We start from the raw sequence: 23,486 nt of genomic DNA, 5'->3' as shown, positions 1-23,486 counted from the left end.
ATGTAAAATCTCTACATTTCAGTCAATTACCATATTTTATAAACACCCGGCACCCGGTAAATCTCAGTAAAAACTTAGCCAATAATACCTGAAAGTGGTAAACCGCGGGCGGCATGAGACAGGCCCGCCCGCGTTGTTCAAAAATTAATCAAGTCTCCAGTAGCGACTGTCCTAAATAATGGCTGGCGTCGGCAACTCCGGGTAAAGCGAAAAAGTAACCACCGCCAAAAGGACGGATATATTCTTCCAGCGCTTCACCGTTGAGACGCTGCTGCACCGTGAGAAAACCACGCTCCAGATCGTGCTGGTAGCAGACGAACAATAATCCCATCTCAAGCTGCCCGGATGCAGAGATACCCGCAGAGTAGCTGTAGCCACGTCGCAGCATCAGGCTACTGGCGGTCTCAGGTGTGCGGGGGTTCGCAAGACGAATGTGCGCATCCAGTGCAATGACCTCACCATCCGGATCACGCGCGTAATCCGGCACGTCATGTTCATGCTGCATGCCCAGTGGCGCGCCGCTCAGCTTCTCGCGACCAAAGATAGTCTGCTGCTCACCCAGTGGGGTGCGGTCCCACATTTCAACGTGAAAGCGAATAAGTCGTACTGCCTGATAGCTGCCATTGCGCGCCCAGACAGGCTCATCCTGATCGGCGGTCACCCACAGCAACTGGTTCATAAGAGCAGGATTGTGCGTATCCGGGTTGGCGGTGCCATCTTTAAAACCCAGCAGATTGATCGGCGTCTCCTGCCCCTGACTGCGTGCCGCGTGGTCCGAGATAAAACCTTCGCGTCGCCAGCGTACACCCAGCAGGTCAGGCGTATGCTTGATGATGTCACGCAGAGCATGAATCACCGTATCCTGCGTGTTAGCACAAATCTGCAGCAGCAGATCGCCATGACACTGACTGGCATCAAGCGAATCATTGGGGAAGCGCGTCATCGGCTGCAATTTTTTCGGCTTGTGAGGCGCTAAACCGAAGCGTTCATCAAACAGCGAATGGCCGACCGACACAGTAATTGTCAGATTATCAGGCGCGATAGTCGCCCCAAGAATGCCGGAATCCATTGGCGGCAGTTGCGGATTAGTCACCGCAGGTGCCGGCCCTCCCGTGGTGAGAAAGGCGATACGCTGGGTCAGTAGCTGGAACAGACGCTTCAGCTCCGCTTTATCACTACTGAGCAGATCAAATGCCACCAGCATCATCGATGCCTGCTGGGGCGTCGTGATGCCCGCCTGATGTGGACCGTAAAACGGCTGCCTCTGCTGTCGCGCCTGCGGCGTTACCGTACCCGGCGAAAAGCTGTCCGCAGCAGCGGCGTGGAACGGACAACCGCCGCCGATCGCCGCCGCGCCGCCCAGCAGACCCAAACCTTTCAGTAAACGACGACGCGCAGGCTGCGCGTCATCTTCCTTACGACTCATGATTAATCCAGACCCAAAGTGCCACGAAGTAACGAAAGATCTTCCGCCAGCGCGGTGATCGGTCCTTTCAGCGCGTTACGGTCGGCGCTGGTCAGTTTCTCATAGGATTCAAAACCGGTTTTGGTGCGGTACTTGCTCAGGATTGCATCGACTTTTTTGAAGTTAGCGTCAACCTTAGCCTGCAACTGCGGGTTCGCTTTGCTCACCATCGGGCGTAGCAGCTCAACAATTTTCTGCGCGCCATCAATGTTGGCCTGGAAGTCCCACAGGTCGGTACGACTGTAGCGATCTTCCTCACCGGAGATTTTGCTGGAGGCCACTTCTTCAATCAGACCGGCCGCGCCGCCAACCACTTTAGCTGGCGGGAAGGCCAGTTCGCTGATGCGCACCTGCAAATCTTTCACATCTTTATTCAGCTTATCCGCGTAGTCCGCCATGCCTTTGGTGCTGTTATCCGCAAACAGGGCTTTTTCCAGACGGTGGAAACCGGTGAACTTAGGATCGGCTGCCTTCTTCTCGTAGTCATCTTCACGGGCATCAATGCTGCCGTCGAGATCGGAGAAAAGCTCAGCAATCGGCTCAATGCGCTCATAATACTGACGGGTCGGCGCAAACAGCGTTTTGGCTTTTTCCACATCACCCGCTTTAACAGCGTCAGTAAACGCCTGGGTGTTACTGACCAGCTGATTCACCTGATCCGTCACATACGCTTTATAGGCGGTGATCGGGCCTTCTAACTGCATACGCGCGGACGTGGTGCTTTTCGCCGTGCCCTCGCCCGCCTCAACAATCAGCTTGCCTTTAGGATTGCTCAGCAGACCACAGGTCATCTCATATTCGCCTGCTTCCAGATTGGCGGTCAGCTTCTGACTGAAGCCTGGCGCGATGTTCTCACGCTCTTCAACCACCAGCACGCCTTTGAGGATTTCCCACTCCAGCGCTTTCTGGCTGTTGTTTTTGATCAGGAACTGAGTCTTGCCGGCCTTGACCGTTAAGCTCATCGGCTCACACTGCTTGTCGTTGACGCTAACGGTAACCTGAGGAACCGCGGCCGCGGCCGAAGCGGAGATCGCCAGCAGAGGAAGCAGCAGTGCCTTGCGGCGGAAACGCATTGTCATCTCGATATTCCCTGTTAAGTTGCCGGCGCGGCGGGCGCGCCTGTTAAATGTCTGATTACACCGTGGCCGACGCAGCAGGACGCGCAGGCATAAAGAACAAAATTAGCGCGGGGATCAGGTAGACGAAGTAAACGGTCACTTCACTCACGCTTGGGGCCTCCTGATATCCCAGAATCCCTTCCAGCAGGGTGCCGAACAGCGAATGGGTCGATAAAGTACTACTGAGGTCGAACGCCACATCCTGAAAGCGATTCCAGAGGCCCGCTTCGTGGAACGCACGAATTGCCCCCGCCGCCAGGCCCGCCGCAACAAATAAAATGAACACGCTGGTCCAGCGGAAAAAGTGCGCCATATTCAGGCGGATACCGCCCCAGTAGAGCAGCATGCCCAGCACCACCGCCGTTGCCAGCCCCAGCACCGCGCCAATCGGCGGCGCATAACCGACATCCTGAGTAAAGGCGGCCAGCAGGAAGAAGACAGACTCCAGCCCTTCACGTGCCACGGCCAGAAATACCATCAGCACCAGCGCCAGACCGCCACGGCCGGAGCGGTGCAGCGCCTGATCGACCGCCTGCTCAAGCTCGACCCGGATATTGCGTGCCACTTTGCGCATCCAGAAAACCATTGAGGTGAGGATGACGACCGCAATCAGCGCCACAATACCTTCAAACAGCTCCTGCTCTTTTTGCGGGAATTCACCGGTGGTGGCATTGATGAACAGACCCAGGCCCAGACAGAGTGCAGCGGCGATAAACACGCCCGCCCACATCGCCGGGAACCATTGGGTGCGCTGGGTGCGTTTGAGATAGCTGGCTATCAGGCTGACTATCAGCGCGGCTTCAAGCCCTTCACGCAGCATGATGAGAAAAGGAACAAACATCGCCAACCTCTTGAATGTTAAGCAGCGTCAATAAAGAGTAAAATCAGGTAAAGTCTAAACGATACCGATTATCATTATCGCTGCGAAAAAAACAAGTTACTGGCGGAGATAATTTCATCTTTAGGTGATTTATCTTTGTAACAAAAAAGCCCGCCCCTTTCGGGACGGGCCTTGAGGATTAACGCTTCGCTTATTTGGTCTGGAATTCTGCTTCTGCAGCGACAAAGCGCTGTTGCGCTTCTGCTGAAGGTTCACGTCCCATCAGGCTGAAGACCACGATCGCAATGCTGGCAAAGATGAAGCCAGGGATGATTTCATACAGTCCCAGCCAGCCATACTGTTTCCACACCAGCACGGTCAGCGCACCGATAATCATACCCGCCAGCGCACCGTTGCGGTTCATGCGCTTCCAGCAGACGCCAAACAGCACGACCGGACCAAACGCAGCACCGAAGCCCGCCCAGGCGTAGCTCACCAGGCCCAGCACGCGGTTTTCCGGATTAGACGCCAGTGCAATGGCAATCAGTGCCACCAGCAGCACCATCAGACGCCCTACCCACACCAGCTCTTTCTGGCTGGCATTTTTACGCAGAAAACCTTTGTAGAGATCTTCAGTCAGGGCACTGGAGCAGACCAGCAGCTGACAGCTCAGCGTTGACATCACGGCGGCCAGAATCGCTGACAGCAGAATTCCCGCAATCCATGGGTTGAACAGAATACGCGCCAGCTCAATAAAGACGCGCTCAGCATTATCATTAACGCCCGTTGCCAGCGTCGGGTTGTTCTGGAAGTAGGCGATACCAAAGAAGCCCACCGCCACAGCGCCCGCCAGACAGAGCACCATCCACGTCATACCGATGCGACGTGCGGTACGGATTGAGCGATGAGAATCTGCCGCCATAAAACGCGCCAGGATATGAGGCTGCCCGAAGTAGCCCAGACCCCAGCCAAGCAGCGAGATGACCGCCACGAAGTTCAGCCCCTTGAGCATGTCGAGGTTTTCCAGGCTTTTCGCTTCAATCACTGCCATGGAATCAGACCAGCCGCCGACCGCGATAATCACAAACACCGGCGTCAGGATGAGCGCAAAAATCATCAGGCTCGCCTGAACGGTATCGGTCCAGCTTACCGCCAGGAACCCACCCACCAGCGTATAGAGGATCGTCGCTGCTGCACCCGCCCACAGGGCAGTCTCGTAGCCCATACCAAAGGTGCTTTCAAACAGACGCGCACCGGCCACCACGCCCGAGGCGCAATAGATAGTAAAGAACACCAGGATCACAAGAGCAGAAATGACACGCAGGATTTTACTGTGGTCTTCAAAGCGGCTGGTGAAGAAGTCCGGCAACGTCAGCGCGTTGTCATGATGCTCGGTCTGGACCCGCAGGCGACCTGCCACGATTTTCCAGTTCAGCCAGGCACCGATGGTCAGGCCAATTGCAATCCAGCTTTCAGAGATACCGGAGATGAAAATGGCACCGGGTAATCCCATCAGCAGCCAGCCGCTCATATCGGAGGCACCGGCAGAGAGTGCCGTGACCACGCTACCCAGGCTGCGGCCACCGAGGATGTAATCATCGAAGTTTTTGGTTGAGCGCCAGGCTATAAAACCAATCAACACCATCCCAAGAATATAAATCACAAAGGTCACCAGCATTGGTGTACTTACACTCATCTGTCTCTCCACTTATTATTTGATATCCCAGAGAAATCGCCAGCTACCCGCCAGCCGGAACGGGGCAAAGCGGGCCGATTTTTTCGTCAGGGCGTCAGTCATTTCCCAGCGGCGCGGTATCCTGCCGGAAAGGCGTGGCGCGCACAATGGATTTAACACAGGCGTTACAGTGATTTCACTAACCGTTTGTGAAAACGTGCTGATAGGTTGCACTCGCTCACAGTTATCCGGTTGCACCACGGAATTACCCGCCATAAAACCGCTTTTTATCAGGGTTGCCAACCTGGCCAGGATCTTGCAGCAATATCCATGCCGCTTTGAGAAATTTAACAATCGGCCTCATTTAAAGGGTGTTAACTGGCTCACATTTAACACGGTTGCACAAAGTTGCAACTTAAGTGATAGTGCAGCCAACGCCGTACCGAACCACTACAAGGAGCTCTGGAGTCATGGCTACAACCACCATGGGTGTAAAACTGGATGACGCAACACGTGAGCGCATCAAACTGGCTGCACAGCGGATTGATCGCACGCCACACTGGCTGATTAAACAGGCGATCTTTAACTACCTGGGCCAGCTTGAAAGCGGCGACGCCGTGCCGGAGATCCCGCTTTCTGCCCTGGCGGTCGCGGAGTCCGATGACACCCAGCCAGAGGAGTCGCACCAGCCGTTCCTTGACTTCGCAGAGCAGATTTTACCTCAGTCAGTGACCCGTTCAGCGGTGACCGCCGCCTGGCGTCGTCCGGAGACTGATGCAGTACCCATGATGCTGGAGCAGGCCCGCTTGCCGGCAGCGCTGGCAGAGAAAACCCATCAGTTGGCTTATCAGCTCGCCGACAAGCTGCGGCACCAGAAAGGGGCAACCGGACGCGCTGGCATGGTGCAAAGTCTGCTGCAGGAGTTCTCTCTCTCCTCACATGAAGGCGTAGCGCTGATGTGCCTGGCTGAAGCGCTGCTGCGTATTCCTGACAAGCCCACGCGCGATGCGCTGATTCGCGACAAAATCAGCAATGGCAACTGGCAGTCACATCTGGGACGCAGCTCCTCAATGTTTGTCAATGCAGCGACCTGGGGCCTGCTGTTTACCGGCCGCCTGGTTTCGACCCACAATGAGTCGAACCTCTCCAGCTCGCTTAACCGCATTATTGGTAAGGGTGGCGAGCCACTGATCCGCAAAGGCGTGGATATGGCGATGCGTCTGATGGGTGAGCAGTTCGTTACCGGTGAAACCATTGCCGAAGCGCTGGCTAACGCCCGCAAGCTGGAAGAGAAAGGTTTCCGCTACTCTTACGATATGCTGGGCGAAGCGGCACTTACTGCAGGCGATGCCAAAGCCTATCTGCTCTCTTATCAGCAGGCGATCCATGCCATTGGTAAAGCGTCGAATGGACGTGGCATTTATGAAGGACCCGGCATCTCCATCAAGCTCTCCGCATTGCATCCCCGCTACAGCCGCGCGCAGTATGAGCGTGTGATGGAAGAGCTCTACCCTATTCTGAAATCACTGACGCTGCTGGCCCGCTCTTATGACATCGGCATCAATATCGACGCAGAAGAAGCCGATCGGCTGGAACTGTCACTCGATATGCTGGAAAAACTCTGTTTCGAGCCAGAGCTGGAAGGCTGGAACGGCATCGGGTTTGTGATTCAGGCCTACATGAAACGCTGTCCGTTTGTCATTGATGAGCTGATTGATCTGGCACAGCGCAGCCGCCGTCGCCTGATGATCCGTCTGGTGAAAGGCGCGTACTGGGACAGCGAAATCAAGCGCGCCCAGATGGAAGGCCTGGAGGGCTACCCGGTTTATACCCGCAAGGTTTACACCGATATCTCTTACATGGCCTGTGCCCGCAAACTGCTGGCGGTGCCAAGCCTGATCTATCCGCAGTTCGCGACGCACAACGCGCACACTCTGGCGGCAATTTATCAACTGGCGGGCAATAACTACTATCCGGGCCAGTATGAGTTCCAGTGCCTGCACGGCATGGGCGAACCACTGTATGAGCAGGTGGTCGGCAAAGTGGCGGACGGCAAGCTTAATCGTCCCTGCCGTATCTATGCGCCGGTGGGCACCCATGAAACCCTGCTGGCCTATCTGGTTCGTCGCCTGTTAGAAAACGGGGCCAACACCTCCTTTGTTAACCGTATTGCTGATACTTCGCTGCCGATCGATGAGCTGGTAGCCGATCCGGTGACTGCCGTCGAGAAACTGGGTGCCAGCGAAGGCGCCATTGGCCTGCCACATCCGAAGATCCCTCTGCCGCGCGAACTGTATGGCGATAACCGCGTTAACTCTACGGGTCTGGATATGGCCAACGAACATCGTCTTGCCTCACTGTCCAGCGCCCTGCTGAGCAGCGCCGCACAGCCCTGTCTGGCCGAGCCGATTATTGAGGGTGAAGCGGGTGCTGGCGAGTTGCGCGATATCCTTAACCCGGCCGCACCGGGCGACCGTGTTGGTCAGGTTCGCGAAGCTACTGAGCAGGAGGTCTCTGTGGCACTGGATGCCGCCGTGAACAGCGGACCGATCTGGTTTGCCACGCCACCGCAGGAGCGTGCTGCGATTCTGGAACGCGCTGCACAGCAGATGGAAGGCCAGATGCAACAGCTGATTGGTATCCTGGTGCGTGAAGCGGGCAAGACTTATAACAACGCTATCGCGGAAGTCCGTGAAGCCGTTGATTTCCTCTATTACTACGCCGGTATGGTGCGGGACGATTTCGACAACGAAACGCATCGTCCACTTGGCCCGGTGGTCTGTATCAGTCCGTGGAACTTCCCGCTGGCGATTTTCACGGGTCAGATTGCAGCTGCACTGGCAGCTGGCAACAGCGTGCTGGCAAAACCGGCTGAGCAAACCCCACTGATTGCCGCGCAGGCAGTTCAGATCCTGCTGGATGCGGGTGTGCCGCCAGGCGTGCTGCAACTGCTGCCAGGCCAGGGCGAAACGGTCGGTGCACAGTTGACCGGAGACGATCGGATTCGCGGCGTGATGTTTACCGGCTCGACTGCCGTGGCAACCCTGCTGCAGCGCAATCTTGCCGGTCGCCTTGATCAACATGGTCGTCCGGTGCCGCTCATTGCGGAAACCGGCGGGATGAATGCGATGATCGTCGACTCTTCCGCGCTGACTGAGCAGGTGGTGATCGATATCGTCGCCTCGGCCTTCGACAGTGCCGGACAGCGCTGCTCTGCCCTGCGTCTGCTCTGTATTCAGGAAGATGTCGCCGACCATACGCTGAAGATGCTGCGTGGCGCGATGGCGGAGTGCCGCATGGGCAACCCGGAACGCTTCTCAACCGATATCGGTCCGGTGATTGATGCCGAAGCCAAAGCCAATATCGACCGTCATATTCAGGCGATGCGTAACAAGGGCTTCACGGTGTATCAGGCGGTGCAGGATAACCCGCAGGACAGCAAAGAGTGGAATAGCGGCACCTTTGTGAAACCGACGCTGATTGAGCTGAATCAGGTTAGCGATCTGGATAAAGAGATTTTTGGGCCGGTGCTGCACGTCGTGCGCTTTACCCGCAACAACCTGCCGCAGCTGGTTAATCAGATCAACGCCTCCGGCTATGGCCTGACGCTGGGCGTGCATACGCGCATCGACGAAACCATCGCGCAGGTGACGGCGAACGCCCGGGTCGGGAACCTTTACGTTAACCGCAACATGGTCGGCGCCGTGGTCGGCGTTCAGCCGTTTGGCGGTGAAGGCTTATCCGGAACCGGTCCGAAAGCGGGTGGCCCACTCTATCTTTATCGCTTGCTGGCCCATCGCCCGGATAGCGCACTGCGTCTGACCTTTGATCGTCAGGATGCCGAGCGCCCGGCGGACAGCACGCTCCGTCACTCTTTGCTGGCACCGCATCAGGCACTCAGCAACTGGGCTAAAGATAAGCCTGAGCTGGCTAAACTCTGCCAGCACTATGGCGAGCTGGCCCAGGCGGGCGTGGTCCGCCTGTTGCCTGGCCCGACCGGCGAACGTAACACTTTCTCGCTGTTGCCGCGTGACCAGGTGATCTGTCTGGCTGACAACGAGCAGGATGCGTTAGTCCAGCTGGCTGCGGTCACCAGCGTGGGCAGTAAAGCGCTGTGGGCAGATGATGAGCTGCATCGCACCCTGCGGGCGGCACTGCCTGACGCCGTGAAAGCGCGTATCACGCTGGCGCGTGACCCATTAGCGTCGGAGTTTGATGCGGTGATCTATCACGGCGATGCCGATCAGCTGCGCACCCTGTGCGAACAGATTGCGGCGCGTGACGGCGCGATTGTCTCGGTACAGGGCTTTGCCCGCGGCGAGACCAATCTGCTGCTGGAACGTCTGTTAATTGAGCGTTCGCTGAGTGTGAATACTGCCGCGGCGGGCGGTAATGCGAGTCTGATGACGATTGGGTAGCGCTGAAGCTTAAGGGGGGTTCGCTGCGCGAAGGGGCTTGGGTGCACACAGGTGCTGGGGGGTTCGCTGCGCGAAGGGGCTTGGGTGCACACAGGTGCTGGGGGGTTCGCTGCGCGAACGAGCTATGAGAAGGTTTCGTTCGCCTGGTGAGCTGGCCAGTTTCAGTTACGCCTCTGCAGGCGACCAACAAGGGGGCGCCAGTCGCCGCGCCCCCTTGACCCCGGGCTCCGGCCTGCTTCACCGCCGCTTCGCGGTCCCTTCGCTTCTTCCGGATTTCTTACGGACCGGCGGGACGCGCCATCCCTGGCGCGAACCCGCCTCTTCGCGGCATCCCTGCCGCTCGTCCTGAAATCCCTCATCCGCTCAGCGGCTCTGACGGCCTCCCTTCCCCGCTTTTATCTCTTCTTTTTGTGTTGGGTACGTCGTCGCTGTAAGTCCGGAGGATTATCTGTGTCTCTCTGCCGGGCAGGAAGAATGGCCTTCCACCCTATCTACTTTTTATCTCTTCTTTTTGTGTTGGGTACGTCGTCCCTGTAAGTCCGGAGGGTTATCTGCGGCTCTCTGGCGGGCAGGAAGAGTGGCCTTTCACACCATCCTCTGTTGGCTCTTCTTTTTAATGTTGATGCATTGCCGCTGATAGCTTTCAAAATTAGCTTTGGCTTTCAAATTACCAGACAACGCTACGTCCGATAAAAACCAGGATATTAAAGGCGGGGGTTTACCTGAGGCATCCGAAGCGCTGAGGAGCAACCGGAGGCAAGGATGAGCCGACAGGACGTCGGCGAAAGGACGGAACGCGCCAGGGAGGGCGCGTCCGGACGGTCCGCGGGCCGCAGGGCGTGACGAAGGTACCCCGCAACGCGGGGCGCGCAGGCTGCCGGACGCCGGGATTGTTAAGGGGCGGGCGTACGCCCCTTAACGCGTCCGCCTGCACGGACAAACTGAAACACCCCACCGCCTGGCGGGCGTAACCCGCTCAGTGTCAGCCCGCTGCAAAGCGAAACCAGCCAGCCCCTTCCCCCCACTTTCAGCGGCCTTAATCCCCGAACCGGGCAAAAATCCCACCGGCAGGGGTTTACCAGAGGCATCCGAAGCGCTGAGGAACAACCGGAGGCAAGGATGAGCCGACAGGACGTCGGCGAAAGGACGGAACGCACCAGGGATGGCGCGTCCGGACGGTCCGCAGGCCGAAGGGCGTGACGAAGGCACCCCGCAACGCGGGGCGCGAAGGCTGCCGGACGCCGGGATTGTTAAGGGGCGGGCGTTCGCCCCTTAACGCGTCCGCCTGCACGGGCAACCTGAAACTCCCCACCGCCTGGCGGGCGTAACCCGCTCAGTGTCAGCCCGCTGCAAAGCGAAACCAGCCAGCCCCTTCCCCCCCACTTTCAGCGGCCTTAATCCCCGAACCGGGCAAAAATCCCACCGGCAGGGGTTTACCAGAGGCATCCGAAGCGCTGAGGAATAACCGGAGGCAAGGAGGAGCCGACAGGACGTCGGCGAAAGGACGGAACGCGCCACGGATGGCGCGTCCGTACGGTCCGCAGGCCGAAGGGCGTGACGATGGCACCCCGCAACGCGGGGCGCGAAGGCTGCCGGACGCCGGGATTGTTAAGGGGCGGGCGTTCGCCCCTTAACGCGTCCGCCTGCACGGGCAACCTGAAACTCCCCACCGCCTGGCGGGCGTAACCCGCTCAGTGTCAGCCCGCTGCAAAGCGTACCCTGCCCGCTTCCGGGTGGAAGCTACCGCGCAGCCCGCTGCAAGGCGCAAACCTCACCCCCTCCCATGCGCCCGCTTAACCAGTGTCGGAAATACAAACAGCGACTGCCCCACGCCGCGGTTGGTCAGCGACCAGATTGCCACCGAGCAGAGCGAACACAGACCGACTATCGCCACCGGATAGAAGCAAGCCCAGAGAAACGAAAACCACGCCTGCTCAAACAGATGATGACGCTGCGCGAACAGAATCGCAGACATACCAAAGAACTCGATGAAGATACGATGGATAACGTAAATCTGCAGTGTATTGCGGCCAACCCAGTTGAGATAGCGCATGCTGAAATGCTGATTCAGCCAGCGGCACGCGGCAATACTGAACAACACAGCCAGTACGCACAGGAACAGACTCTTATCCAGACCGAAAATCACATGAATCCCCGCGACCGCTGCCAGTAGCGCCCAGGGCATCAGATTCTCGCGCCGCCACTCACTCAGGCGCAGCATGGTCTGACTCCAGAACGCACCTAACAGGAAGAACAGGAAATATTGGGCCAGACTCTGGGGACCCCAGAACGGAATCACTTTTTCCACCGCCAGATAATTCAGCAGGATCGCCACCAATACCAGGGCCAGCTTATATTGACGAAAAACTTTGGCACAGAGGAAATAGAGCCCCAGCCCATACAAATACCATGATGTACTCATGGCCATAAAGGTCAGTTTCAGGAACTCGAATAGTGAACCCGCATAGGCAGCATTGAGATTCTGGGAAATGCGCTGGCCGGTAATTTCAGTAGAGATGCCTATGATGGACCACCACTGAATAAAGCCCCATAGAATATAGAGATAAAAGAGATTGGTGATACAACTGGTAAACACCTGTTTCCAGGGCCGGTTAATAATGCCATTCGTCGCCAGCAATCCTGAAACAAAGAAAAAGGCAGGCATACGCAGCGGCGACAATACCGTATTAAACTGTATCCATATTTCGGCAGGAATCCATCCGGCAGTGAGATATTTCATGGTTCCTTCAAAGCCGGGTAAAACCGTGTGGTACAGGACCACCAGCAATATGCAGGCGCCCTTAAGGGTATCTACCCATAATATCTGATCTGACTTCGTCTGGCTCATTAATAACTCCTGCTGTGTAGGTCAGAATGCTGGAATGTAAAAGCGAGGAAAGCAGCTTTGCTTTTATGGTTATCCAGCGATTATTCGCCAATGAGCTGAAGTTGAATGTAGCGAAACTCTTAAAAGCCGCAGAGTGGCCCTGCTGCTACAGTTATTTACCTGACTGAACGTTTCCTTACACTTATTAATTGGCGAAGCGATACGCTTATTACCGCCACCTCACTCAAAGAAAACGATAATATTCCCTGATGATCGCTAAAATACAAATAAGAGAAAGTGGCATCAGTAAAAGCCATTTAATATCCGATGAAAAGAAAAGATTTGTCAGATGTGCCAAAAGGTTTAACGGCTAAATAAATAGTTATGATATTGCGCCGCACACTCAGGAAAAAGCAGTCCATTGCTGCGTTAAAACAGGCGTACGGGAGGGATAAAACTGCCTTCCGGAGAAGGCAGTGGAATTACTGATTAAGGAATTTATCGAGGAACTGACGGGTTCGCGGCTGCTGAGGGTTACTGAACAACGCTTTCGCGTCGCCCTGCTCGACAATACGTCCCTGGTCCATAAAAATGGCGCGGTCCGCAACGTCGCGGGCAAAACTCATCTCATGCGTGACGATAACCATGGTACGTTTCTCCTCGGCCAGGGCACGAATGGTGCTGAGCACTTCGCCTACCAGCTCCGGGTCCAGCGCGGAGGTCGGCTCGTCGAACAGAATGACTTCCGGCCGCATCGCCAGTGCACGCGCAATTGCCACGCGCTGCTGCTGTCCTCCTGACAGACGGCGCGGATAGCTCTCCTCCTTACCATTCAGCCCGACCTTCTCCAGCAGAGTGCGGGCACGGGCTATTGCATCCGCTTTCGGCTCGCCTTTAACGATGACCGGCCCTTCAATAATGTTCTCCATCACCGAACGGTGCGGAAACAGATTGAAATTCTGGAAGACAAAGCCGACCTGCTGACGCAAACGACGCACCTGCTCTTTCTGCTTGCTCTGCGCCAGCGCGGCATCCACAGTAATCTCCCCAACACGAATCGTGCCGCTATCCGGCACTTCCAGCAGATTAATACTGCGCAGCAGCGTGGTTTTACCTGAGCCGCTGGGACCGATAATCGCCACCACTTCACCAGCGGCAACATCAAGGTCGATGTCGTGGAGCACCGTCTGGCCGTTAAACGATTTCACCAGCTTTCTGACTTCAATGGCGCTCATTTCGACTCCGAATCCTGACGATTAACATGCTGTTCCAGCCGGTTCTGCAACGCAGACAACACCGTTGCCATCACCCAGTAGATTAGCGAGGCCGCCAGATACATGGTGAAGACTTCCAGTGTGCGTGAGGTGATCAACTGCGCCTGACGGAACAGTTCCGGCACCTGAATGGTCGCTGCCAGCGAGGTATCTTTCACCAGACTGATAAAGCTGTTGCCCAGCGGTGGCAACGCGGTGCGCGCTGCCTGCGGCAGAATGACCCGGCGCAGCGTTTGCCAGCGCGTCATGCCGATACTGGCCGCCGCTTCCCACTGACCGCGTTCAATCGATGAAATCGCGCCGCGCAGTGACTCTGAGGCGTAAGCGGCGGTATTCAGGGAAAGACCAATCATCGCAGAGGGGATCGGATCCAGTTCAATGCCAAACTGCGGCAGGCCGTAATAGATCATAAAAAGCTGGGCGATTAACGGCGTGCCACGGAAAATCGAGACATAGATCCGCGCCAGCCAGCGAACCGGCCAGAAGCGTGACAGACGCATCAGCGCCAGAATAAAGCCCAGCAGCAGACCAAAGAACATCCCGCCGATGCTGAGCTGCAGCGTAAACAGCGCGCCCTTTAATAAAAAAGGTGCTGAATCCAGCACCAGTTGAAGACTTTCCTGCATTATTTCGTCACATCCGCGCCAAACCATTTCTGAGACAGCTTGCTCAGCGAGCCATCTTTCTGCATATCAGCAATAGCCTGGTTGACCGCTTTCAGCAGATCGTCGTTACCTTTACGCATCGCCACGCCCGATTCCTGACGGGAGAACGCATCGCCCGCGACGGCCATGGTGTCACCGGTTTTCTTCACCAGATCCAGCGCGGCCAGACGGTCAACCAGAATCGCATTCAGACGGCCAGAACGCAGATCCTGATATTTGGTCGGGTCATCATCATAGGTACGGATGTCCACGCCCTTCACATTCTCGCGCAGCCACTGCTCGTAGTTAGTGCCCAGACCTACGCCCACTTTCTTACCGGCCAGATCAGCCGGTTTGGTGATGGTGCTGGCGTTGGCTTTCATGGTCAGTGCCTGAATACCGGAGACTGTGTATGGCGTAGAGAAGTCATACTTCTTCTTGCGCTCATCAGAGATAGTGACCTGATTGATCACCACATCTATGCGCTTCGCGTCGAGTGACGCCAGCATGCCATCCCACTTGGTGGGTTTAAGGCTCGCTTTGACGCCCATGTGCTGCGCCAGCTGTTCCGCGAATTCCACTTCAAAGCCAGTCAGCTTGCCCTTTTCATCCTGAAAGCTGAATGGCGGATAAGTGCCTTCCAGTCCCACCAGCAGCGTGCCGCGCTCTTTAATTTTGTTCAGCAGGTTTTCCGCTGCAAAGGTTTTAACGTTGACGCCTGCAATCAGCGCCACAGCCATAACGCCCATCACCATCTGACGACCTGCACGAGAAAAGGACATATTCACCCCATTATTGACAGTATTGTGTGTGTGTTCTTATAAGGGCAGCACCGCGTATCGCTGCCTGTTCAAAATGATAACGCACGGAGTATAAACTGTTTTATTCGCTTGTCTCAGACTGAAGGATGATAAGCAAATAACGCCGGTGCCCCGCCCGTATGAATAAACAGCAACGGACCTTCACGGCGGAAACGATTCTGGCTGATGCCATCCAGCAGTCCGGCCATCGCCTTGCCGGTATAAACCGGATCCAGCAGGATCCCTTCCAGCTGCGCCAGCAGTTTTACCGCCGCCATACCTTCATCATTCGGCTCGCCGTAGCGTGGCGCAAAATAGTCATCCCACAGGGTGATAGATGCCTTAACCTGTACTTCCAGCTTCTCTGCCAGCGACTGACGCAGCCGCTCAACCAGCGGCAGCTGCGCGTCAACCTGACGTGAAACGGTGACGCCCACCAGCTCGGTTTCCGGCAGCAGATGCTCCAGTCCTACCGCCAGTCCGGCATGGGTGCCAGCACTACCGGAAGCAACGATCACGGCGGCGAAATCAACCACGCCTTCGCTCTGATGCGCGATCTCCTGTGCACACTCCACATAGCCTAGTGCACCCAGCGCATTTGAGCCGCCGACCGGCACGATGTAAGGACGAAAGCCCTGCGCTTCCAGCCGGGTTGCCTCTTCAGCCAGCTGTTCGGTGGGATTGTGCAGCGCATCCACCATGATCACTTCAGCATCCATCAGATCCAGTAACAGACGGTTGCCGTTGCTCAGGTAGTTTTCAGCGTGTGTACCGATCGGGTTTTCCAGCAGCGCTACGCACTTCAGGCCAAGCCGGGCAGCGACTGCCGCCGTCTGACGCACATGGTTGGACTGAATAGCGCCCGCAGTCAGTAACACATCGGCACCTTCACGCAGGGCATCGGCCGCCAGAAATTCCAGCTTGCGCAGCTTGTTGCCACCCATCGCGACAGGCGTGAAGTCATCGCGTTTGATGAAAATATCGCGCCCCAGATAATCAGAAAGCCGTGGCAGATGTTCTAACGGCGTCGGTGCGCCCAGCAGTTCAAGACGAGGAAATTGGTGTAACAAATGCAAAGACAATGCGGCCTCCGTTTGGGCACGGGAATTATCCTTACAGTGTTGCAGAAGATGCGAAAAGGATCACCCTGATTCAGGTGTCAGCAGATGCGGTGTGACGGAAGTGCAGGGAAAAAACCAGGAGGAAGAAGCGCCGTGCTCCCCCGCCCCTTTTTCCCGACTGGCGGGAAAAGAGGATTGTGCCACAGGCACGCGGGGGAACAATCGGTGCAGATCAGGCTTACGCCTGCTGCCAGCCTAAGAACTGATCGTACTTGCGCAGCGCAATGCGGTAATTGTTATTACCGGCATCGGGCAAATCGCTTTCCAGACACTGATGCCAGCTATTTCCTTTAAGCTTTTCGGCCGGGAAATTTTTGGCTTTCAGCATCTCATCCAGTCGACGGAGACGCACCACATACTCACGAATCGTGCTCGGGCTCATCTCTGTCTGTTCAAACAGATACTGTTTAAACGCCATAATGTCGAAGTAATTAGGATGGGTATTGCAAAAAATATCACTACAAAAACGACAAAGCGCGGTCAGCTCGGGCTGAAGTTTCAGCCACAGCTGTTCATCAATCATCTGGTCCATCCGAGCGATGGCCTCTTTATTGATGATCTGGCCACGAAAAACGAGCGCCATTCGATCTAATACCTTGCCACAGTGTGAACAATTGCTCTGGCTGTGTTTATAGTCTTTAAGATAACGACTTAACGGTCTGGCTTTGGTCTTGGCTCCCATTACTGAGTCCCCGGTTTCTTATAATTTTGAATCGCCAGGAACTGATACTGCTAGCGCGCTCCCGCAAGTCGGGCCCGCAGGCGTTTAATCGCCTGACTGTGCAGCTGGCTGACACGGGATTCACCCACATCAAGCACCGCACCAATCTCTTTCAGGTTCAGTTCTTCCTGGTAGTACAGTGTCAGCACCATCTTTTCACGATCGGGTAACGCTTCGATCGCTTCAATGACGCGCTCACGCAGACTCCCTTCAAGCAACTGGTGAAGTGGATTGGCTTCTTCATGGCCTTCCGTCACCAGCTCCGCGCTGTCGCCGTGCTCTTCCCGATACTCGTCGTAGGAGAAAAGTTGACTGTTGTTGGTGTCCAGCAGGATCTGCCGGTACTCCTCCATTGAAACGTTCAGCTGCTGCGCGACTTCCTGCTCGGAAGCAGAACGCCCCAGCGACTGTTCAACTCTGTGCATTGCGCCAGCCACCTCACGTGCGTTACGACGCACGCTGCGTGGTGCCCAGTCCCGACTGCGAAGCTCATCGAGCATTGCGCCACGAATACGCTGCACGGCGTAGGTGGTAAAGGCTGTACCCTGAAGCGCGTCGTAGCGCTCTACGGCATTTAACAGCCCTATCCCACCTGCCTGCAGCAAGTCGTCAAGCTCAACACTTGCCGGCAGGCGAACCTGCAGACGCAACGCTTCATGACGCACCAGCGGCACGTAGCGCTGCCAGAGCGAATGCTTGTCCATCACGCCTTCGGCGGTATAGAAATCGTTCACGTTGACTACCCTGCGTTAATGAAGTTATCGGCATGATTATGCAATTCTGTAGCGTTTTCGATTGACTGAATAGGCGGGGTAAAACGAGGCTATTTGATTTTTGTTAAGTCAGGGTGCAGATCGTTCTGCACCCATCAGTGAAAATTAACGACGGTCGCGCAGCCGTTGCCGTGTGGCGGGCGGCACGACGGCCCACAGGCTGCAGACGCGGCCATTCAGCTCCTGATACCAGGGCGCGATGTGCTGTCGCGCCTCCTCTCCCGGATGCACCTGAATCTCCCCCGATTCACCATCAATGCTAATCAGTCGGTTAATAAACAACCGCTGCAAATCACTGCGTAAAAACAGGCCGTTATCGATGCTGTTATCGGCAAGAATACCGTCATCCCCTTCCTGTGTGTCGATATGGCAGGCCTCCACCCACGGCCACTTATGCCGTTCGGTCAGCTCGGTTCCGGTCATCACACAGGCGCCGTAGCGGGCTTTGACACCCGCGCTGAATTCCGCCTGACTGGTGCGCTGCAGCACCCGTGCTTTGACGCGACGCCCAACTTCTGTGCCCGGCATGACCGCGGCAGGGACTTTGTGCTGCGGCGTACTCAGCACCACGATGAACTGAATACGCTGCGACTGCGGAAAACAGGGATCGGCCTGTGGACTGAAGAGCTGCCAGTAAGCGTCATCATCATCCTGATGCATCAGCACCAGTTTGTAGCCGCGGCTGTTCAGCAGATTTTGTGCTGTGGCGGATTGCGGATCGATCATCGCGAAAACCTGGCTACTGCCCATCACCTTCCATAGGTTGTCGCGCTTCTCGTTATCGCTGCGACGGAAATAGAGGAAAGAGAGATTCTGCTTCAGGTAGTGCTCAAAACGGCGCAGATAGTTTTTGCGTTCGTTGTCATGGGAAATGAACAACAAGTCCTCCAGCGGACTGTTACTCTCTTCCTGCGCGAACACCGCACGGATTTTCAGCGTGCGCAGGCCAGTAGACGGACTGAGCAAAGCGCGGGCTGTCAGCTCTTTATCATCCGGGTATTGCAAAGCATAACGCCGGGCGATCTCTTCAAACGTCAGCCGCTCACCCGGTAAAAGGTCATAATTGAAGCGCATAGACACTCCACAAAGTGAAAATCATTAATGATGTTGTTCTGTAGAGAGTTATCGGCAGGCGCGGGGGGAACTGTAACGGGGTTGGGTAGGATGCGTCGGCTTTGAATATGCTCAGCATCGCTTTTTTTAGATTCCTATTCTGAATACAGCCACGTCAGGCTATCAGCGCACTGATGGAGACAACTTTTTTCTGGTTATTCCACCGTGCACAAAATTCGCCGCTGGTTTTATGACCGCTTAACAGCGGCTTTAACATCAACGATTTCATGTAATAGCGGTAGCATGGCGCGACGGTAGCGATGGCGGAGTTTTGCACGAAGTGGACGCTTCGCCATAAGTTTGGACCAGAGTTCACGTTTTAGCCGGTTATGATTTTCAAAATCATCAATCTGCTGAATGGTCGTCTGTTGTGCTACTTCGTGCAACAGTACTGGCGCAGGATGCACAGCCAGTAACCGGAATGCCCCATATTCTTCAAACACGCACCATTTATCCGCGGCTATCCAGACCGGATAAAGCAGAGTCAGCAACCGCTTTGCCGCTTCAAAATTAACGACATAAGCATGTGAGGTCGTAGCACTGTAAACGGGATAGATTCGGGCACTTTCGGTCACAGTTGCGATTGGTTTATTTACATATTTATTAACGCTTGATAACAGCACCAGAGTGGGTTTAGCAGCACTCAGCTGCAGTGCCGGACTGGCTAGTACCGGTGGCAACGCCTCAGTTAATAACGCATCATCTTCCAGAATTAGCGCCTGTGGAATTTTCTCATCTACCATTTTTCTATAAATATTAATATGGCTTAATGCGCACCCAATTTCACCGGCTTTAAACGCATAGTTTACGGGTTGTGTATGTAGCGCTATCTCTTCATTGCTCAGTTGTTTGCCATTTACAGCCTGAATAAATTCGTAGCTGATGCCCGCATTTTGACACTGGGCAGCGATAGTGGCACGGCGTTTGGTTGAAGAATCGAGATTGATAATAAAAGCTTTCATTTGAGGGCAAGCCTGACTTAGGTAACCATTTATTTCAAAGGCCTAATCATAGCGTTTCCAGGATGCGGGTTGGAAGCATAAAGCATTAATCAGGCATTGTTTGTATAAATAAAAACCATCTATTGAGTGTGATCAGCCTGCCGGATTTGAAAAGGTTTATTAAATCAAGAGCACTGCCTGATGAGACATCAAAATGATGTGGCCGCAGCGCGTAAATGCCAGGCAAAAAAAACCCCGCCGAAGCGGGGTTTTGTATCGGGCTTAGAGCGATTAGCCCTGCAGCAGAGACAGAACCTGCTGTGGAACCTGGTTCGCTTTCGCCAGCACGGAGTTACCCGCCTGCTGTACGATCTGCGCTTTAGACATGTTTGACACTTCGGTCGCGTAGTCAGCATCCTGAATACGAGACTGTGCAGCAGTCAGGTTAGTCGTGGTGTTGTTCAGGTTAGTTACCGCTGAGTTCAGACGGTTCTGAATCGCACCCAGTGAAGAACGGAACTTGTCGATGCTGCTGATAGCGGCATCCAGCGCTTTCAGTGGGTCAGCAGTGGTTGCTGATTTAGTTGCTGCATCAGTGGTAAATTTAGCATCAGCGGTTACGTAAACTGCTTTACCTGAGCCATTGGTCACAGAACCGTCGGTTTGCAGGAACAGGTTGGTCGTATTATTTGTTGTTAAACTTCCATCGTCTTTAGTGAAAGCAGCGACCATGGCAGTACCATTGCCCTGCGTTACATTTCCACTGGTATCGACACTGATATGTGAAGCAGCATTACCAGTACCAATATCAAAGCCAGTTGTTTTGGTCGCTGACTTAAGGGCATCAGCACTGATACGGGCGTTAGTGATTGTGATCGCACCAGATGAAGTTGCATCAACACCACCAGCTAAGGCGATGGTTGTATTATTAGCAGTTGTAATTGTTACCGGGACTGCAGCGGTAGCAAAGTTTTTAGTTAAAGCATCAAGCGTTGCTGGTTTTACAGTACCGGCACTGTTTTGTGTCAGGTTACCAGTACTATCGATAAACATTGCTGAGCCATCTTTAGCAGCAATTTTGCCATCGCTTGATAAGACGACATCGACAGAAGTACCGCCAATACTAACATTGAGGTTTGCAGTGTCACCTGCTTTTGGTGTCAGGAAAGACTGGACCTGAGCCGCGTTACTGTTACCAGATGCTGCCGTAGTAGCAGCAATGCTTGCACCGAATGTAAAATCGCCGGTCGCTTTCTGATAAGTATAGTTTGTCGCAGTAGGGGTACCAAATCCGTTGTTAATGGTAGCCCTAACGTTAGTACCATCAGCCAGGCTTGCAAGTACATCAGCTGAAGAAGAGGCTTTCAGACCAGCACTTACAGTATAGGTAGAAACACCGTTTGCATCTGGAGTAGGCTGAGCACCAATTTGAGCAGCAACTAAATTAGCTTTGGTCGCTGCAGTGTTAGCAACTGAACCACTGCCATTTACGTTGAAGCCAGTCAGACCCAGGGTCTTGCTGTCAATCTGCTTCAGGTCGATAGAGATGGTTTCGCCATCGTTTGCACCGACCTGGATTTTCATGGTGCCATCTTTAGCCAGCACGTTCACGCCGTTAAAGGTGGTCTGACCTGATACGCGGTCAATCTCATCCAGGCGGGATTTGATTTCGTCCTGGATGGAGTCCTGGTCAGACTGGCTGTTGGTGCCGTTCTGAGACTGTACGGTCAGCTCACGAACACGCTGCAAGTTGTTGTTGATTTCTGACAGCGCGCCTTCAGTGGTCTGCGCAGCAGAGATACCGTCGTTGGCGTTACGAGCAGCCTGAGTCAGACCTTTGATGTTTGACTGAAAACGGTTAGCGATAGCCTGGCCTGCAGCGTCATCTTTCGCGCTGTTAATACGCAGACCTGATGACAGACGCTCCATTGAAGAAGAGAGAGCAGACTGGTTTTTGTTGATATTGTTCTGAGTGATCAGCGAGAGGCTGTTGGTATTAATGACTTGGGCCATGATAAATTTTCCTGTTAATCAAGTCTTTCGGTTTAGGTGTGGGCTTCAACCCGCCGGCTTCAGCGCCGTCAAAGTTGTTATCGTCTGCCGTTAAACAACCTTTAGAATTTTTTTAGTACCAGGCGAATTTTTCTGCTTCAGCCTGTCACGTTTTAAGTTATCGCCACCCATCCCGACTTCTTTAGACTTAATGCATTAATTTTCTAGTCGCAGAATTACCCTTCTCTATAGTGCTTATTTACCTCATTACACTAAGGCAAATAACCTTAAACTTTCTTTATTCAAGGCCGATAACTCAGGTAATCAATTTCCCTGTCGACCTTATAAAGGAAGTAACATGGCCAGTATCAGTAATCTCGGTGTGGGCTCCGGCCTGCCACTCGCTACCATGCTTGACAGCTTACAATCTGCTGAAAAATCTGCACTCACACCCATTTCAACGCAGCAGTCGGCTTACACCGCCAAACTCAGCGCTTATGCCTCGCTGAAAAGCTCACTGACGATGTTTCAGACTGCCAACACCAGTCTGAGCAGTGCAGACCTGTTTACCGCCACGACAGCGTCAAGCAGCTCCTCGGCGTTTACTGCCACCACGTCTGGCAGCACCGTGGCCGGTAAATATGCGATTAATGTCACGCAACTGGCGCAGGCGCAGGTCCTGACGTCAGGGGTTCAGAGCAGCAACAGCGACGCGCTGGGTGACAGTTCGGTAGCCAGCCGCAGTATTGCGATTACTTTAAAAGATGGCACCAGCAAAAGTGTGACGCTTTCCAGCGATCAGACCTCGTTGACCGGAATGCGGGACGCTATCAATGGCGCGAATGCTGGCATTACCGCCACTATTATCAAAGTGTCGGATGGGAGCTTCCGCCTCTCCATGAGTGCCAATAAAACGGGCAGCAACAATGCGGTAGCAAACATCACCGTCACTGGCGATAGCAAGCTGCAGGGAATTGTAGGTTTTGATTCAACTGCCAGCAGCAACGTGATGACAGAAAGCGTTAAAGCACAGAATGCGCAGCTCACAGTCAACAATGTGGCGATTGAGAACAGCAGCAACCAGATCAGCGATGCGCTGGAAGGGATTACTTTAAATCTTGCCACGACAACTGTCGGCGATCAGACGCTGACGATCACGAAAGATAACTCAAAAGCTTCCAGTGCCATCACCAATTGGGTTAATGCCTATAACACGTTGCTGGATAAGTTTAATACCCTAACCAAATATACCAAGGTCGAGACTAACAGCGGTTCTCAGGACACCAGTAATGGCGCCCTGCTGGGTGACAGTACACTGCGCACAATTGAAACTCAGCTGAAAAGCATGCTGACCAACGCACAAAGTTCGTCTGCCTATAAATCGCTGGGACAGATTGGCATCACCACCGATCCTTCGACGGGTTCACTGAAACTGGATGCCACAAAGGTTAGCGCTGCGCTGGATAAAGATGCTGCAGGCGTGAAAGAGATGATCGTGGGCGACGGTAAGACCACAGGTATTACCACCAAAATTGGGACCAACCTCACGAATTGGTTATCTTCAAAAGGTATCGTTCAGTCCGCCACCGATGGCGTCAGTAAGACACTGAACAACTTAACGGCCCTTTATAACGCCACCAGCGATCGTATTGATGCAGATATAGCCCGTTATAAAACGCAGTTTACCCAGCTGGATCTGGCCATCAGCAAACTTAATTCGACCAGTACGTATCTGACGCAGCAGTTTGACACATCCGATTCGTCTAAAAAATAACAGGAGTGAC

At 54.5% G+C, this 23,486-nt stretch carries 17 protein-coding genes; 2 read left to right on the top strand and 15 right to left on the bottom strand.

Annotated features, from left to right (window positions below; genetic code table 11):
* Positions 1 to 148 precede the first annotated feature (148 nt).
* The 5 genes from efeB to IAI47_RS08200 form a co-directional block, all read right to left on the bottom strand.
* Entirely contained in the window at positions 149 to 1,426 is a 1,278-nt protein-coding gene (gene efeB, locus IAI47_RS08220) for an iron uptake transporter deferrochelatase/peroxidase subunit (protein ID WP_008925386.1), read from the bottom strand.
* A gap of 2 nt (positions 1,427 to 1,428) precedes the next feature.
* Positions 1,429 to 2,544, bottom strand: a complete 1,116-nt coding sequence (gene efeO, locus IAI47_RS08215) for an iron uptake system protein EfeO (protein WP_003852286.1) — start codon at positions 2,542 to 2,544, stop codon at positions 1,429 to 1,431.
* A 55-nt stretch (positions 2,545 to 2,599) separates the two neighbouring features.
* The gene (gene efeU / locus IAI47_RS08210; RefSeq protein WP_008925387.1) at positions 2,600 to 3,424 is read right to left on the bottom strand and encodes an iron uptake transporter permease EfeU; all 825 of its coding nucleotides are present in this window, start codon (positions 3,422 to 3,424) and stop codon (positions 2,600 to 2,602) included.
* A gap of 190 nt (positions 3,425 to 3,614) precedes the next feature.
* Positions 3,615 to 5,099 carry a sodium/proline symporter PutP gene (gene putP, locus IAI47_RS08205; protein WP_008925388.1) on the bottom strand — a complete coding sequence of 495 codons (1,485 nt, stop codon included), beginning with the start codon at positions 5,097 to 5,099 and terminating at the stop codon, positions 3,615 to 3,617.
* A 15-nt stretch (positions 5,100 to 5,114) separates the two neighbouring features.
* Positions 5,115 to 5,432: a hypothetical protein gene (locus IAI47_RS08200; protein ID WP_143756060.1), complete on the bottom strand. Its 318-nt coding sequence runs from the start codon at positions 5,430 to 5,432 to the stop codon at positions 5,115 to 5,117.
* 116 nt (positions 5,433 to 5,548) lie between these two features.
* Here IAI47_RS08200 and putA point away from each other — a divergent pair, with 116 nt between their 5' ends.
* Positions 5,549 to 9,496 (top strand): trifunctional transcriptional regulator/proline dehydrogenase/L-glutamate gamma-semialdehyde dehydrogenase, encoded by a 3,948-nt coding sequence (gene putA / locus IAI47_RS08195; RefSeq protein ID WP_008925389.1) that lies wholly within the window; start codon positions 5,549 to 5,551, stop codon positions 9,494 to 9,496.
* 1,771 nt (positions 9,497 to 11,267) lie between these two features.
* Here putA and IAI47_RS08190 read toward each other — a convergent pair.
* From IAI47_RS08190 to IAI47_RS08145, 10 genes are all read right to left on the bottom strand, one after another.
* Positions 11,268 to 12,344, bottom strand: a complete 1,077-nt coding sequence (locus tag IAI47_RS08190) for an acyltransferase family protein (RefSeq protein WP_187961268.1) — start codon at positions 12,342 to 12,344, stop codon at positions 11,268 to 11,270.
* A gap of 461 nt (positions 12,345 to 12,805) precedes the next feature.
* Complete coding sequence (tcyN, locus tag IAI47_RS08185; protein WP_003854542.1) at positions 12,806 to 13,558, bottom strand: L-cystine ABC transporter ATP-binding protein TcyN; 753 nt, start codon at positions 13,556 to 13,558, stop codon at positions 12,806 to 12,808.
* Positions 13,555 to 14,223, bottom strand: a complete 669-nt coding sequence (gene tcyL, locus IAI47_RS08180) for a cystine ABC transporter permease (protein WP_003854540.1) — start codon at positions 14,221 to 14,223, stop codon at positions 13,555 to 13,557. Before tcyL ends, tcyN begins: the two co-directional genes overlap by 4 nt.
* Positions 14,223 to 15,023 (bottom strand): cystine ABC transporter substrate-binding protein, encoded by an 801-nt coding sequence (gene tcyJ, locus IAI47_RS08175; protein WP_033743520.1) that lies wholly within the window; start codon positions 15,021 to 15,023, stop codon positions 14,223 to 14,225. The genes tcyL and tcyJ overlap by 1 nt, the downstream gene beginning before the upstream one ends.
* Positions 15,024 to 15,136: 113 nt before the next feature.
* Complete coding sequence (locus IAI47_RS08170; protein ID WP_008926850.1) at positions 15,137 to 16,123, bottom strand: D-cysteine desulfhydrase; 987 nt, start codon at positions 16,121 to 16,123, stop codon at positions 15,137 to 15,139.
* A 217-nt stretch (positions 16,124 to 16,340) separates the two neighbouring features.
* Entirely contained in the window at positions 16,341 to 16,844 is a 504-nt protein-coding gene (fliZ, locus tag IAI47_RS08165) for a flagella biosynthesis regulatory protein FliZ (protein WP_008926851.1), read from the bottom strand.
* Between the two features lie 50 nt (positions 16,845 to 16,894).
* A complete protein-coding gene (locus IAI47_RS08160; protein WP_003854529.1) occupies positions 16,895 to 17,617 on the bottom strand; it encodes an RNA polymerase sigma factor FliA in 723 nt (240 codons plus the stop codon).
* Positions 17,618 to 17,761: 144 nt separating this feature from the next.
* Entirely contained in the window at positions 17,762 to 18,730 is a 969-nt protein-coding gene (locus tag IAI47_RS08155; protein ID WP_008926852.1) for an HNH endonuclease signature motif containing protein, read from the bottom strand.
* Positions 18,731 to 18,957: 227 nt separating this feature from the next.
* A complete protein-coding gene (locus IAI47_RS08150) occupies positions 18,958 to 19,731 on the bottom strand; it encodes a glycosyltransferase family 25 protein (protein WP_008926853.1) in 774 nt (257 codons plus the stop codon).
* Positions 19,732 to 20,001: 270 nt separating this feature from the next.
* Positions 20,002 to 21,723 carry a FliC/FljB family flagellin gene (locus IAI47_RS08145; protein ID WP_008926854.1) on the bottom strand — a complete coding sequence of 574 codons (1,722 nt, stop codon included), beginning with the start codon at positions 21,721 to 21,723 and terminating at the stop codon, positions 20,002 to 20,004.
* Positions 21,724 to 22,060: 337 nt separating this feature from the next.
* Here IAI47_RS08145 and fliD point away from each other — a divergent pair, with 337 nt between their 5' ends.
* Complete coding sequence (gene fliD, locus IAI47_RS08140) at positions 22,061 to 23,476, top strand: flagellar filament capping protein FliD (RefSeq protein ID WP_008926855.1); 1,416 nt, start codon at positions 22,061 to 22,063, stop codon at positions 23,474 to 23,476.
* Positions 23,477 to 23,486 lie beyond the last annotated feature (10 nt).

Source organism: Pantoea sp. MT58, assembly GCF_014495885.1.
Lineage (GTDB): Bacteria > Pseudomonadota > Gammaproteobacteria > Enterobacterales > Enterobacteriaceae > Pantoea > Pantoea eucalypti.
Note: the sequence above shows the minus strand (reverse complement) of the source record. Positions and strands in the feature narration are given on the sequence as shown.

Coding starts and splice junctions, on each gene's coding strand:
- fliD (WP_008926855.1), top strand. CDS start 22,061: ATGGCCAGTATCAGTAATCTCGGTGTGGGCTCCGGCCTGCCACTCGCT.
- tcyJ (WP_033743520.1), bottom strand. CDS start 15,023: ATGTCCTTTTCTCGTGCAGGTCGTCAGATGGTGATGGGCGTTATGGCT.
- IAI47_RS08155 (WP_008926852.1), bottom strand. CDS start 18,730: ATGCGCTTCAATTATGACCTTTTACCGGGTGAGCGGCTGACGTTTGAA.
- IAI47_RS08145 (WP_008926854.1), bottom strand. CDS start 21,723: ATGGCCCAAGTCATTAATACCAACAGCCTCTCGCTGATCACTCAGAAC.
- efeO (WP_003852286.1), bottom strand. CDS start 2,544: ATGACAATGCGTTTCCGCCGCAAGGCACTGCTGCTTCCTCTGCTGGCG.
- efeU (WP_008925387.1), bottom strand. CDS start 3,424: ATGTTTGTTCCTTTTCTCATCATGCTGCGTGAAGGGCTTGAAGCCGCG.
- IAI47_RS08150 (WP_008926853.1), bottom strand. CDS start 19,731: ATGAAAGCTTTTATTATCAATCTCGATTCTTCAACCAAACGCCGTGCC.
- tcyL (WP_003854540.1), bottom strand. CDS start 14,223: ATGCAGGAAAGTCTTCAACTGGTGCTGGATTCAGCACCTTTTTTATTA.
- putP (WP_008925388.1), bottom strand. CDS start 5,099: ATGAGTGTAAGTACACCAATGCTGGTGACCTTTGTGATTTATATTCTT.
- IAI47_RS08190 (WP_187961268.1), bottom strand. CDS start 12,344: ATGAGCCAGACGAAGTCAGATCAGATATTATGGGTAGATACCCTTAAG.
- fliZ (WP_008926851.1), bottom strand. CDS start 16,844: ATGGGAGCCAAGACCAAAGCCAGACCGTTAAGTCGTTATCTTAAAGAC.
- putA (WP_008925389.1), top strand. CDS start 5,549: ATGGCTACAACCACCATGGGTGTAAAACTGGATGACGCAACACGTGAG.
- tcyN (WP_003854542.1), bottom strand. CDS start 13,558: ATGAGCGCCATTGAAGTCAGAAAGCTGGTGAAATCGTTTAACGGCCAG.
- efeB (WP_008925386.1), bottom strand. CDS start 1,426: ATGAGTCGTAAGGAAGATGACGCGCAGCCTGCGCGTCGTCGTTTACTG.